The sequence below is a fragment of the Pseudomonas sp. ICBG1301 genome (assembly GCF_016918385.1).
In the GTDB taxonomy this organism is placed as follows: domain Bacteria; phylum Pseudomonadota; class Gammaproteobacteria; order Pseudomonadales; family Pseudomonadaceae; genus Aquipseudomonas; species Aquipseudomonas palleroniana.
The window spans coordinates 142,678-155,934 of the sequence record NZ_JAEKGB010000003.1 but is presented as its reverse complement, the minus strand read 5'-3'; the positions used below and the strand labels follow the sequence as shown (position 1 = coordinate 155,934).

12 protein-coding genes are annotated in these 13,257 nt (G+C 61.8%); 11 read left to right on the top strand and 1 reads right to left on the bottom strand.

Annotated elements, in window-relative coordinates; translation table 11 throughout:
• Nucleotides 1–176 precede the first annotated feature (176 nt).
• From tcyJ to JBE38_RS07885, 11 genes are all read left to right on the top strand, one after another.
• A complete protein-coding gene (gene tcyJ, locus JBE38_RS07935; RefSeq protein WP_205344087.1) occupies nucleotides 177–971 on the top strand; it encodes a cystine ABC transporter substrate-binding protein in 795 nt (264 codons plus the stop codon).
• The gene (tcyL, locus tag JBE38_RS07930; protein WP_060754680.1) at nucleotides 971–1,636 is read left to right on the top strand and encodes a cystine ABC transporter permease; all 666 of its coding nucleotides are present in this window, start codon (nucleotides 971–973) and stop codon (nucleotides 1,634–1,636) included. Before tcyJ ends, tcyL begins: the two co-directional genes overlap by 1 nt.
• Before the next feature lie 3 nt (nucleotides 1,637–1,639).
• Entirely contained in the window at nucleotides 1,640–2,386 is a 747-nt protein-coding gene (gene tcyN / locus JBE38_RS07925) for an L-cystine ABC transporter ATP-binding protein TcyN (RefSeq protein WP_205344086.1), read from the top strand.
• A 387-nt stretch (nucleotides 2,387–2,773) separates the two neighbouring features.
• The gene (locus tag JBE38_RS07920) at nucleotides 2,774–3,559 is read left to right on the top strand and encodes a hypothetical protein (protein ID WP_205344085.1); all 786 of its coding nucleotides are present in this window, start codon (nucleotides 2,774–2,776) and stop codon (nucleotides 3,557–3,559) included.
• 187 nt (nucleotides 3,560–3,746) lie between these two features.
• The gene (locus tag JBE38_RS07915) at nucleotides 3,747–4,988 is read left to right on the top strand and encodes an SfnB family sulfur acquisition oxidoreductase (protein ID WP_090367525.1); all 1,242 of its coding nucleotides are present in this window, start codon (nucleotides 3,747–3,749) and stop codon (nucleotides 4,986–4,988) included.
• A gap of 41 nt (nucleotides 4,989–5,029) precedes the next feature.
• Entirely contained in the window at nucleotides 5,030–6,223 is a 1,194-nt protein-coding gene (locus JBE38_RS07910) for an SfnB family sulfur acquisition oxidoreductase (protein WP_205344084.1), read from the top strand.
• On the top strand, nucleotides 6,223–7,590 hold the full coding sequence (locus tag JBE38_RS07905; protein WP_205344083.1) for an LLM class flavin-dependent oxidoreductase: 1,368 nt from the start codon (nucleotides 6,223–6,225) through the stop codon (nucleotides 7,588–7,590). Before JBE38_RS07910 ends, JBE38_RS07905 begins: the two co-directional genes overlap by 1 nt.
• A 144-nt stretch (nucleotides 7,591–7,734) precedes the next feature.
• Complete coding sequence (locus tag JBE38_RS07900; RefSeq protein WP_090367531.1) at nucleotides 7,735–8,544, top strand: MetQ/NlpA family ABC transporter substrate-binding protein; 810 nt, start codon at nucleotides 7,735–7,737, stop codon at nucleotides 8,542–8,544.
• A 2-nt stretch (nucleotides 8,545–8,546) separates the two neighbouring features.
• Nucleotides 8,547–9,662 (top strand): methionine ABC transporter ATP-binding protein, encoded by a 1,116-nt coding sequence (locus JBE38_RS07895; RefSeq protein WP_205344082.1) that lies wholly within the window; start codon nucleotides 8,547–8,549, stop codon nucleotides 9,660–9,662.
• Nucleotides 9,652–10,296 carry a methionine ABC transporter permease gene (locus JBE38_RS07890; protein WP_056858169.1) on the top strand — a complete coding sequence of 215 codons (645 nt, stop codon included), beginning with the start codon at nucleotides 9,652–9,654 and terminating at the stop codon, nucleotides 10,294–10,296. Before JBE38_RS07895 ends, JBE38_RS07890 begins: the two co-directional genes overlap by 11 nt.
• 38 nt (nucleotides 10,297–10,334) lie before the next feature.
• Nucleotides 10,335–10,961, top strand: a complete 627-nt coding sequence (locus JBE38_RS07885; RefSeq protein WP_205344231.1) for a class I SAM-dependent methyltransferase — start codon at nucleotides 10,335–10,337, stop codon at nucleotides 10,959–10,961.
• Between the two features lie 100 nt (nucleotides 10,962–11,061).
• Here JBE38_RS07885 and JBE38_RS07880 read toward each other — a convergent pair whose 3' ends face one another.
• On the bottom strand, nucleotides 11,062–13,257 hold the full coding sequence (locus tag JBE38_RS07880; RefSeq protein ID WP_205344081.1) for a glycoside hydrolase: 2,196 nt from the start codon (nucleotides 13,255–13,257) through the stop codon (nucleotides 11,062–11,064).

Below are 13,257 nucleotides of genomic sequence, written 5' to 3'. Positions count from 1 at the left end.
ATTTTAAAACAGCCTCATATTCAAAAAAAGAATATCAAATTAAATTTATATTATTTTCAAGTCTTAAAAACAGACTTTATAGTCGCGCCGCAGGCGAAGACGCGCACTGCGCTTTAAGGCACGATACGCCTACTGCGTCACCTGCTTCGCTCAACATAAAAACACAGGGGCTCTTCATGACTATTTCCGTATTGCGTCGCACGTTGCTGGTTGGCACTTTGGGTCTGGCGCTGGGCGCCGCTTGGATGGGCCAGGCGGTTGCCGGCGAGCAGTTGAACACCATCAAGAAAGCGGGCGAGATCAAGATCGGCCTGGAAGGCACCTACCCGCCGTTCAGCTTTGTCGATGAAAGCGGCAAGCTCAGCGGCTTCGAAGTCGAGCTGTCCGAAGCGCTGGCCAAGGAGCTGGGCGTCAAGGTCAAGCTGCAAGCCACCCCATGGGACGGCATCCTCGCCGCCCTGGAATCCAAGCGCCTTGACGCTGTGGTCAACCAAGTGACCATCTCCGAAGAGCGCAAGAAGAAGTACGACTTCTCCAAGCCCTACACCGTCTCCGGTATCCAGGCGCTGACCCTGAAGAAAAATGTCGACACCATCAAGAGCGCCGACGACCTGGCCGGCAAGAAAGTCGGTGTGGGCCTGGGCACCAACTACGAGCAATGGCTCAAGGACAACCAACCCAAAGCCATCATCAAGACCTACAACGATGACCCGACCAAGTTCCAGGACCTGCGCATCGGCCGTACCGATGCCATCCTGATCGACCGTCTGGCCGCTTTGGAATACGCCAAGAAAGCCACGGACACCGCCGCTGCCGGCCCTGCTTTCTCCCGTCAGGAAGCCGGTATCGCACTGCGCAAAGGTGAGCCTGAATTGCTCGACGCCGTGAACAAGGCCCTCGACAAGCTGCGCGCTGACGGCACCTTGAAGAAGCTGTCCGAGAAGTACTTCAACGCTGACGTCACCGAATAATGGAAGCAGGTTTCCAACTCGCGCTGGACTCCGCGCCCTTTCTGCTCAAGGGCGCGTACTACACGGTGATTCTCAGCCTCGGCGGGATGTTTTTCGGCTTGCTGCTGGGCTTCGGCCTGGCCTTGATGCGCCTGTCGCGCTTCAAGCTGTTGAGCTGGACCGCCCGGGTGTATGTCTCGTTCTTTCGCGGCACGCCCTTGCTGGTGCAACTGTTCCTGATCTACTACGGCTTGCCGCAAGTGGGCATCGAGCTGGACCCGATCCCGGCGGCGCTGATCGGCTTTTCGCTGAACATGGCCGCGTATGCCTGTGAAATCCTGCGTGCCGCCATCGCCTCCATCGAGCGCGGCCAATGGGAAGCGGCCGCCAGTATCGGCATGACCCGTGCACAGACCCTGCGCCGGGCCATCCTGCCGCAGGCCATGCGCACGGCGCTACCGCCGTTGGGCAACAGCTTTATTTCGCTGGTCAAGGACACGGCGCTGGCCGCCACCATCCAGGTGCCCGAGCTGTTTCGCCAGGCACAACTGGTGTCGGCGCGCACCTTCGAAATTTTCACCATGTACCTGTCCGCTGCCCTGATCTACTGGATACTGGCAAGCATCCTGGCGCATTTTCAAAATCGCCTGGAAGACCGGGTCAACCGGCATGACCTGGAGTCTTGAAGCATGATCGTGGTTGAAAAACTGACCAAACAATTCAACGCTCAGGTGGTGCTCAACGGCATCGACCTTGAGGTCAAGGAAGGCGAAGTCGTCGCCATCATCGGCCCTAGCGGTTCCGGCAAGACCACCTTCCTGCGCTGCCTGAACTTCCTCGAAGAACCCACCAGCGGCCGCATCAAGGTGGGTGATATCGAGATCGACGGCAGCAAGCCGCCCAACCAGCAACAGGGCCTGGTGCGACGTTTGCGCCAGCACGTGGGTTTTGTGTTCCAGAACTTCAACCTGTTCCCCCACCGCACGGCACTGGAAAACGTCATCGAAGGACCGATTGTGGTCAAGAAGATGCCACGCGAAGCGGCGATCAAGTTGGGTCGCAAGCTATTGGCCAGGGTTGGCCTGGCGGGCAAGGAAGCGTCGTACCCCAGGCGTTTGTCCGGTGGCCAGCAGCAGCGCGTGGCGATTGCCCGTGCGCTGGCCATGGAGCCGGAGGTGATCCTGTTCGATGAACCCACCTCGGCCCTCGACCCGGAACTGGTGGGCGAAGTACTGGCGACTATCCGCAGCCTCGCCGAAGAAAACCGCACCATGGTGATCGTCACCCACGAAATGAGTTTTGCCCGGGACGTGGCCAATCGAGTGATCTTCTTCGACAAGGGCGTGATCGTGGAACAAGGTGAAGCCAAAGCGCTGTTTGCCAACCCCAAGGAAGAACGGACCAAACAGTTCCTGAGCAAGTTTCTCGCCCACTGACCCTGCAACACCTGTAGTGAGGGGGCTTGCCCCCCGCTGGAGTGCGCAGCGCTCCCAAAAATTTGGGGCCGCTACGCAGCCCAGCGCGGGGCAAGCCCGCTCACTACAGGTCAGCGGAGCCTACAAAGGCGGCTCGCATACAACGGCAAAACACCCCGCCGTCCGCCTCTTAAAATCCCTCCCCCGGTCAGCCCTTTCTGAATCTGCTCCAACCCGCCGTTTAGCCCTGTGCCGCCATTGACGCCTCCTGGCCAACCCTCTTATCTAGCGCCCAGAGGATTGGATCCTATCCCGGCTATTCACTGAATCGTTCCTTTCGGCACCCTGCGCGCAACCGCGTCATCGGTGCTGGAACGATTGCTGCTGGCTGCATCAAGGAGATTACTTATGACGCGCACTGCAACCCCGGCCATGCTCACCGCTCCGACCCTGCCCCAGGCGCAACGGCATGGCATCAATGCCCTCGCCGCCGCCCAATTGCAGGTGGACATCGCGCCCTACCCCGGGATGGAGGAAGGCGACCTGATCGAATTGTTCTGGAACAACTGCTTTACCGCCTCACGGCGCATCACCGCCTGCAAGGTGGGTACGCCGACACACCTGCGTGTTCCGGAAAGCTTTGTGCTGGATGGCCAGGCCCAGGTTCATTACCAAGTCATGCAAGTCGGCTACGGCCCGGCACGCTCTGCGATCACCCATGTACGGGTCAAGACCAACTACCCGGGCGGCCTGCCTTCGGCGCTGTTCAGCGACGAGAACCAAAACCTCGCCCCCGTCGGGCTGCCCGATACCATCCGCCGCTACGGCGTCAACCCAAACCAGGTCCGGCGTGGCATCCCGCTGACCATCGAGCCTTACCTGAACATGGCCTGCGGCGACGCCATTACCCTGCGCTGGGGCGACGTACGGATGGACCTGCCGAAAATCCAGGCCAAAGGCATCGGCCTGGCGGTGCAAGTCTGGGTGCCTTCAACCGTGATTGTCGAAGCGGGCGATGACAGCCGACTGGAGGTGACCTACTGCATTCTCGACCGCGTCGGCAATAATTCACGCTGGGCCCCGAGCCGCACCTTGAACATTGCCGCCTGTGCCGCACCGGCGCCGGCCCGCCCGGCCAGGGCTGCGACGATCTATCAACCGCGTCACCCCGGCTCACCCTGCGAGCCTGGGTGACAGCCCTTCTATGCATATTCCTAAAAGTTAGTTTATTTAAAAAATAAAGGCGCTTAGGGTATATGCACCGGACCACCGGACATCTCTGATTTTTCTGTTTTTATTTCATTGAATGCGAGGTCGGTATGGTCAGAATTACCCCGGTGCATAACGCCAGGGCATTACGTGCAGCCAAGGAGCGGCGCTGATGTCTAATTTGGCTCTAACACCCCTCCAGAGTGATCTGGACGTAGCCCCACTGTTGTTGCCGGCCACCGTGCTGCGCAGCGACGCCCAGGCGCTGGAGGCAGCCCACGAGTTGGCCGAGGCCGCACGCCTGCAGGCCGCCAAGCGCGACCGGCAGCGCCAGTTGCCATGGGCGCAGATCGAACAGTTCACCCGCAGTGGGCTGGGCAGTATTTCCATTCCCCGTGAATACGGCGGCCCGCAGGTGTCATTCGTGACCCTGGCCGAGGTGTTCGCGATCATCAGCGCGGCGGACCCGGCCCTCGGGCAGATCCCGCAAAACCACTTCGGCATCCTGTATCTGTTGCAGGGCACCGCCACCGAGCGCCAGAAGAAGCAGCTGTTCCAAAGCGTGCTCGACGGCTGGCGCATCGGTAATGGCGGCCCGGAACGTGGCACCCGAAACACCCTGGAACTCAAGGCGCGCATCACCGCCGAGGGCGAGGGTTACGTCATCAGCGGCCAAAAGTTCTATTCCACCGGCGCATTGTTTGCCCATTGGGTCGCGATCAAAGCCCTGAACGAAGACGGCAAACAGGTCATGGCATTCGTGCGCCGTGGCACCGAAGGGCTGCGTATCGTTGATGATTGGTCGGGCTTCGGCCAACGCACCACCGCCAGCGGCACGGTGCTGCTGGACCGAGTGCCGGTGGACGCAGAGCTGGTGGTCGACAACTGGCGCATCGGCGAGAAGCCGAATATCCAGGGCGCTGTTTCACAGTTGATCCAGGCCGCCATCGACGCCGGCATTGCCCGGGGTGCACTCGACGACACCCTGGCTTTCGTGCGCGAACGCTCACGCCCGTGGATCGATGCCAAGGTCGAGCGCGCCAGCGATGACCTGTACGTGATCGCCGATATCGGCAAGCTGAAAATCGAACTGCACGCCGCCGAAGCGCTGCTGCGCAAGGCCGGCAAGGTGCTGGATGAAGTGAGTGCCGCGCCGATCACCGCGCAATCGGCTGCCCGGGCTTCGATTGCCGTGGCCGAGGCGAAAGTGCTGACCACCGAAGTGTCGCTGCTGGTCAGCGAAAAACTCTTCGAACTGGCCGGCAGCCGCGCCACCCTCGCCGAATTCAACCTCGATCGCCACTGGCGCAATGCCCGGGTGCACACCCTGCATGACCCGGTGCGCTGGAAATATCACGCGATCGGCGCCTATCGATTGAACGGCACCTTGCCTGCTCGTCACTCCTGGATTTGACCGACCAGAACACTTTTTCCACGAGCTTCTGGAGAACACACATGACTGTCTCTACAAACGTCGCGGTTATCACCAGCGATGAACAAGCCCTTATTGTCGCCAGCGACCTGGCCGAAGACTTTCGCCGCGACAGCGCCCAGCGCGACCGTGAACGCCGCCTGCCCTTGCCCGAACTGGACGTGTTTTCCCGCTCCGGCCTGTGGGGCATCAGCGTACCCAAGGCCTATGGCGGCGCGGGTGTGTCCAACGTCACCCTGGCCAAGGTCATCGCGCTGATAGCCCAGGCGGACGCGTCATTGGGCCAGATTCCGCAGAACCATTTCTATGCGCTGGAAGTGCTGCGTGTGAACGGCAGCCCGACCCAGCAAAAACGCCTGTACGCCGAGGTGCTGGCCGGCCGGCGGTTTGGCAACGCCTTGGCGGAATTGGGCACCAAGACCGCGCATGACCGCGTGACGAGCCTCACCCGCGATGGTGAAGGTTTTCGCATCAACGGACGCAAGTTCTACTCGACCGGCGCGATCTACGCCCAGCGCATTCCCACCTCGGTCGTGGATGAACACGGCGTACAGCAACTGGCGTTTGTCCCACGCGACAGCGAAGGCCTGAGCGTGATTGATGACTGGAGCGGCTTCGGCCAGCGCACCACCGGCAGCGGTTCGGTGGTATTCGATAACGTGTGGGTCGCGGCGCAAGATGTGGTCGCGTTCCAGAGCGCCTTCGAACGCCCGACCACCGTCGGCCCGCTCGCGCAGATCCTGCATGCGGCCATCGACACCGGCATCGCCCGCGCCGCCTTCGAAGATGCGTTGCACTTCGTGCGCACCAAGACCCGGCCGTGGATCGATTCCGGCAACGACAAGGCCAGCGAAGACCCGCTGACCCTGAAAAGCTTCGGCCACCTGAGCACCCGCCTGCACGCCGCCGAGGCCCTGCTGGAGCGCTCGGGCGAATTTCTCGACCGCGCCCAGGCCGACAGCAATGCCCAGAGCGTTGCCGCCGCCTCCATCGCCGTCGCCGAAGTGCGGGCCTTGAGCACCGAGATTTCCCTGGCCGCCGGCAGCACCCTGTTCGAACTGGCCGGCAGCCAGGCCACACTGGCCGAGCATGGCCTCGACCGGCACTGGCGCAACGCCCGGGTGCACACCCTGCACGACCCGGTGCGCTGGAAGTATCACGCGGTGGGCAATTACTACCTCAATGATCAAAACCCGCCATTGCGGGGGACGATCTGATGCCCGCGCCTGAAACAGTGAAAAAGAAAATCCTGCTCAATGCCTTCAACATGAACTGCATCGGGCATATCAACCACGGCCTGTGGACGCATCCACGGGACACCTCGACGCAGTACAAAACCCTCGAGTACTGGACCGAACTGGCCAAGACCCTGGAGCGCGGTCTGTTCGACGGTTTGTTCATCGCCGACATCGTCGGCGTGTACGACGTCTACCAGAACTCCATCGATGTGCCGCTCAAAGAGTCGATTCAGCTACCGGTCAACGACCCTCTGTTGCTGGTGTCGGCCATGGCCGCCGTGACGCACCATCTCGGCTTCGGCCTGACGGCCAACCTGACCTACGAGCCGCCGTACCTGTTCGCCCGACGCATGTCCACCCTCGACCACCTGAGCCGCGGCCGGGTGGGCTGGAACATCGTCACCGGCTACCTCGACAGCGCCGCCAAGGCCATGGGCCTCACCGAGCAGGCCGAGCATGACCGGCGCTACGACCAGGCCGACGAATACCTGGAGGTGCTCTACAAGCTCTGGGAAGGCAGTTGGGAGGATGACGCCGTGCTTAACAATCCGCAGGCGCGGGTGTATGCGCAGCCGGGCAAGGTGCACAAGGTCGAGCACCACGGCGAGTTTTATCAGGTAGAGGGTTATCACTTGTGCGAACCCTCGCCGCAGCGCACGCCGGTGCTGTTTCAGGCCGGCAGCTCCGAGCGTGGTTTGCTGTTCGCCGGGCGGCACGCCGAGTGTGTGTTCATCAGCGGGCAGAACAAGCCGGCGACCAAGGCCCAGGTGGACAAGGTGCGCGCCAGCGCGGTCGAGGCCGGGCGCAACCCGGATGACATCAAGGTTTTCATGGGCCTGAACGTGATCGTTGGCGCCACCGAAGCGCAGGCCTGGGCCAAGCACGCCGAATACCTGAGCTACGCCAGCGCGGAAGCCGGCGTGGCGCATTTCTCGGCGTCCACCGCGATTGATTTTGCCCAATACGAACTGGACGAACCGATCCAGTACGTGAAGAGCAATGCCATCCAGTCGGCGACCAAGAACCTGCAGAACAACGATTGGACCCGGCGCAGATTGCTCGAGCAACACGCCCTGGGTGGCCGCTACATCACCCTGGTCGGCTCGCCGGAACAGGTCGCCGATGAACTGGAGTCCTGGATCAGCGAGACCGGGCTGGATGGCTTCAACCTGACGCGCATTGTGACGCCGGAAAGCTATGTGGATTTCATTGATCTGGTGGTGCCGGAGTTACAAAGGCGTGGGTCGTACAAAACCGCGTACGAGGCTGGAACGCTAAGAGAAAAGGTCTTCCACGCCACGCCACGCTTACCCGAACAACACACAGGATCCACCTACCGACGTTGATCAGAAATGTGGGTGGGGGCTTGCCCCCGATAGCGGTGTGTCAGCCACCAGATTTATCAACCGAGCGACCGCAATCGGGAGCAAGCCCCCTCCCACACTGAGTCTCCATGGTTTGCACCCATACCTTATGACTGGAAACATCTTATGAAAAAAACACTGCTCACCCACCCAGTCAAAGCACTGGCCCTGGCCTTCGGCCTGTTCAGCGCGACGGTGTTCGCCGCCGATGCACCGCTGAAAATCGGCACCACCGCCGCCTTCGCGATTCCCCTCGAGGCCGCCGTGGCCGAAGCCGGCAAGCAGGGGCTGAAAGTCGAACTGGTCGAGTTCACCGATTGGATCGCGCCCAACGTCAGCCTGGCTGCCGGTGATATCGACGTGAATTACTTCCAGCACATCCCGTTCCTGGAAAATGCCAAGGCCGCCGCCGGTTTTGACCTGGTGCCCTATGCGCCGGGCATCATCAACAACGTCGGCCTGTACTCGAAAAAGTACAAACGCTTCGATGACCTGCCCCAGGGCGCCAGCGTGGCCATCGCCAACGACCCGATCAACAGCGGACGGGGCCTGCAGTTGCTGGCCAAGGCCGGGTTGATCACCCTCAAGCCGGGCGTGGGCTACAAGGCCACCGAAGAAGACATCATCGCCAACCCGAAAAAGATCAAGATCCTGCAAGTGGAAGCCGTGCAACTGGTGCGCGCCTATGACGACGCCGATCTGGTGCAGGGCTACCCGGCGTATATCCGCCTGTCCAAGACCTTCGATGCCGAATCGGCCTTGCTGTTCGACGGCCTCGACCACCCGGAATACGTGATCCAGTTTGTGATCCAGCCGAAAAGCAAAACCGATCCACGGGTGATCAAATTCGTCGATATCTACCAACATTCGCCGGTCGTGCGCGCCGCCCTGGATAAATCCCTCGGCAAGCTCTACCAAGTCGGCTGGGAAGGCTGAAGATGACCGCCGCCAACCGCCAGCTGCGCGACCTGGGCACACCGCCCAGGGATGCCAGCCAGACCGTACTGCACCCCGACCTGAACCGCGCCCATGTGCGTTTTATCAACCTGGGCAAAACCTATGACGGCAGCGTGCATGCCCTGCAAGGTATCGACCTGGCCATCCAGCGCGGCGAAGTGTTCGGCATCATCGGCCGCAGCGGCGCCGGTAAATCTTCGTTGATCCGCACCATCAACCGCCTGGAGCAACCCAGCAGCGGGCGCGTGCTGATCGATCAGGTGGACATCGGCGGGTACGACGAGGACCAACTGGTGGCGCTGCGGCGGCGCATCGGCATGATCTTCCAGCACTTCAATTTGATGTCGGCCAAGACCGTCTGGCAGAACGTCGAGTTGCCGCTCAAGGTGGCCGGCATTCCCAAGCCGCAGCGTGAGCAAAAGGTCCGCGAGCTGCTGGAACTGGTGGGCCTCAAGGACAAACACCACAGCTACCCGGCGCAACTGTCCGGTGGGCAAAAACAGCGCGTGGGCATCGCCCGCTCCTTGGTGCACGACCCCGAGATTCTGCTGTGCGACGAAGCCACCTCGGCCCTCGACCCGGAGACCACCCAATCGATTCTCGGTCTGCTGCGCGAGATCAACCAGCGCCTGGGCCTGACCATTGTGTTGATCACCCATGAGATGGCGGTGATCCGCGAGATCTGCGACCGCGTGGTCGTGCTGGAACACGGGCGCATCGTCGAACAAGGCCCGGTGTGGCAAGTGTTCGGCAACCCGCAGCACGAGGTCAGCAAAACCCTGTTGGCGCCGCTGCAACACGGGCTGCCGCAAGAACTGCAGGATCGTTTGCAAGCCACCCAGGCCTCGGCTGACGCTGCACTGGTGTTGCGCTTGCAGTTCACCGGCAGCGCCCACGATGAACCCGACCTGGCCGCGCTGTTTGGCGCTCTCGGCGGGCGTGTGCGCTTGCTGCAAGGCGGCGTGGAACGTATTCAAGGACATGCCCTGGGGCAACTGCTGCTGGCGGTGAGTGGCTCGCCCCACAACGCTGCGGAGCTGCGCCAGCGTGCCGGGAATTGGGCGCAACAGGTGGAGGTGCTGGGTTATGTGGTTTGATCGTTTGTTGCAGGGCGCCATCGACACCTTGTTGATGGTGGGAGTGTCATCGTTGATCGCATTGCTGGTGGGGATTCCGCTGGCGGTATTCCTGGTCACCAGCGACAAGGGCGGAATCTACCAGGCACCGGCGTTGAACCGCGTGCTGGGCGCGTTCGTCAATCTGTTCCGCTCTATTCCATTTCTGATTCTGATGGTGGCGTTGATCCCGTTCACCCGGCTGATTGTCGGCACCACCTATGGCGTGTGGGCGGCCGTGGTGCCACTGACCATCGCCGCCACGCCGTTCTTTGCGCGCATCGCCGAGGTGAGCCTGCGCGAGGTCGACCACGGCTTGATCGAAGCCGCCCAGGCCATGGGCTGCCGGCGCTGGCACATCATCTGGCACGTGCTGTTGCCCGAGGCACTGCCGGGGATTGTCGGCGGGTTCACCATCACCCTGGTGACCATGATCAACTCGTCCGCCATGGCCGGGGCAATTGGCGCAGGCGGCTTGGGGGATATTGCGTACCGCTATGGCTATCAGCGCTTTGACACGCAGATCATGCTGACGGTGATCGTGTTGCTGGTAGTGCTGGTGGCAGTGATTCAATTGGGTGGAGATCGACTGGCGCGGGTACTCAACAAACGGTGAGGTATAGTCGGCATATCCCAGCATTCGGTATGCCTGTCATGATCCTCAAGCCCGACGACCTCGACCAGATCACCTCCACCACACTCGGCCACTACAACAAGGTGGCCGAAGACTTCCGTGAAGGCACCCGCGATCACGATGTCAGCCAGAACATCGATGCCTTGCTACGGCATATCCAGGGCACGGCGCCGTTTACCGTACTGGATTTCGGCTGCGGGCCGGGGCGGGATCTGCAGACCTTCACGCGCTTGGGCCATATCGCCGTAGGGCTCGATGGCTCCGAGCGGTTTGCGCAGATGGCGCGGCAAGACAGCGGCTGTGAGGTATTGCAGCAGGACTTCCTCAAGCTGGATCTGCCCGCCGAACGCTTCGATGGGATCTTTGCCAATGCCGTGCTGTTCCATATTCCCAAGCAGGAACTGCCCCGTGTGCTCAAGCAGCTGCATGCCGCGCTGAAGCCGGCGGGCGTGCTGTTCAGCTCCAACCCTCGGGGTGAAAACCAGGAGGGCTGGAATGGGCCACGGTATGGGTCTTATCACGACCTGGAGGCATGGCAGGCATTGCTGGCGGCGGCGGGTTTTGTGGAGCTGGAGCATTACTACCGGCCGACGGGGTTGCCTCGGGAGCAGCAGCCTTGGTTGGCGAGTGTGTGGCGCAAGCGATAGATTTTTGTTGCCGGATCTGACGCTATCGGGAGCAAGCCCCCTCCCACATTTAGATTTGTGAACACAGCCAAGTGTGGGAGGGGGCTTGCTCCCGATGGCCTCACAGGCGGCCCTGATCCACCTGATACACCACCGGTTTTTCGCCCGCCACCAGCGCCGTCACACTGCGCCCCGCATACCCGTCCTTTTCCTCGGCGGCAAAGTTGGCCACCAACCGTGTCCCATCCGCAAAGGTGGTCTGCTGCACCTGCCGGTCCGCCGTCAGCCAGCGGAAATCCGTCAGGGCCTGAGTCGCCAGGCGCTGATGCAATGGCCGAAAAAACCGATCCTGACGCACCATCACCGGCAACCGCTGTTTAACCGTCGAGGCGCTCAGGTGATACAGCGGCGGCACGTTGTAGAGCAGTTGGGTGAGCGCGTTCTCAGCCCTGACATTGCTCAGCTTCAGGCTGTCGAACAGCCAGTGATGGGTGGTGATCACCGAGCCGTGGAATACCGCCTGATACAACGGCAGGCGCATGCTCGGCGCGAAATATACGGTGCGCAACGGCTCGTTGAGCGGCACTGGTTTAAAGAACACCGTCGGTTCTTCCGGTGGATACCAGTTGCCCACGTAATAGGGCGACTGTTTGTCCTGGGTCATCTGGCGGTCCCCCCAACCGATCACCGGCGTCTGCATGCCATGGGCGAACAGGATGCCCTGTGCGGTAATGGCATTGCCGTCTTCGGAGCCGGCAGGCAGTTTGAGCACCGTGTTGAGCCAGCGTGAGGCGTCGATATTGCCTTCGGCATTTTGCGCCTGGGTCATCGTGGCGCCATCGCGGTAGCTGTCGAAGACCATGCTGGTGGCATAGGCGTCGAGGAACCAGGCATTGAACCCGGCCTTGGCCTGGATGGCCTTCATGCGGGCTTCCAGCAAAGGCCGTACGCAGCGCGGGTCGGTGTAATGGCCGGATTGCTGAAAGCCGGTTTTCAGTTTGCCGCTTTTCAACACAATCGCGCAGTCGCGGTAGGCCTTGCTGCCCAAATGGGCGGTGGTCCAGTCCGGGTTTTCCGTGGCTGACAAGGCGGTTTCATAGGAGTCGTACGGCGCCATCAGGTAACCGGCGTCGACGCCGGCACGCATCGTTTCAGGATGCCAGAGCCCGCCTTCCCAGCCTTCGCCGAGGGTCAGCAACACGCGTTGCAGCCCGGCGTCGCGCAGCGCACGGACGGTCTGGTTGCCCCAGGTTTCAGGGTGGTCGCGCAAGGCGCCGGCAAACGCCACGGCCAGCTCGTTGCGCAGCTCGCCATAGCGGGCGGCGAGTCGGGTCATATCGGGTGCATCCACCTGCCAGCTCTGCCGGGCTTTTCTGTTGATTGCCGCATTGAGGCCGCGCAACAGCACGGTTTGCTCATAGCGATTCAATGCCGTGGTTCGCGCCAGCACCTGGGTGGATTCCTTGTCCAACAGACCCTTGAGCTCATGAGCGCGCAGGCGCTTGAGCAACAGCAGCCAGTCGCGCACATCCTGCGCGGCCAACAGGTCGTTGCCCCACAGGTAGACATGGCTGGCGCCCAGCAGCTTTTGCGCCTCGGGCGTGTGCCGCAGTTTGTCCGCAAACGGCTCATAGCGCCCCTGCTCCACCAGCCATTGGCGGTAGCGCTTGGCACCGGCCAGGGGGTCGGCGTCGCCCAGGTGCAATAACAGGGTCATCGGTGCCGAGGGCTCGAGCGCAGTGAATTCATGGGCCAGGGACAATGCCATGCCCTGCTGCCATTGCAGGCGGTTGTTATAGGGGTTGGTCAGCAGCCAGTTCAAGGTGAAGCCGCCGTGATCCGTGCCCCACAGCGGCAAGCTCAAGTCCTGGGTGGTATTGATCTCACCCTGTTGCAGCAGGAAAGCACTCCATACGGGATCGGCGGCGGGTACGTAGTGCCCTTCAGCCAATGGCCATATCAAGCCCTTGCCGAGGGCACTGGACGGTTGTTGAAGGATCGGCAAGAGACCGGCGTCCCGTGCCCGGATGGACAACGCCAGGTCGCGTTGTTCGAGCGTGGCGCTCACCTGAAAGGCGCCCGCATCCCACTGCCAACTGGCTTGCTGGCCATTGTGTGAAAGTTGACTGACGGCGTGGGCGGCCACGCCGCTGGAGGCCTGCACCGGCGGCTGGCCGCTGGGTGTGACGCGGATGGCCAGGGTGGCCGGGTCGAGTTCGACCCGCCACAGGGAATTTTCCAATACCGTGCCGGCAAAGGCGACGGGGGCCAGCAACAGGGTGCACATCAACAGCACGTGGCGCAGGGCATGACTCAT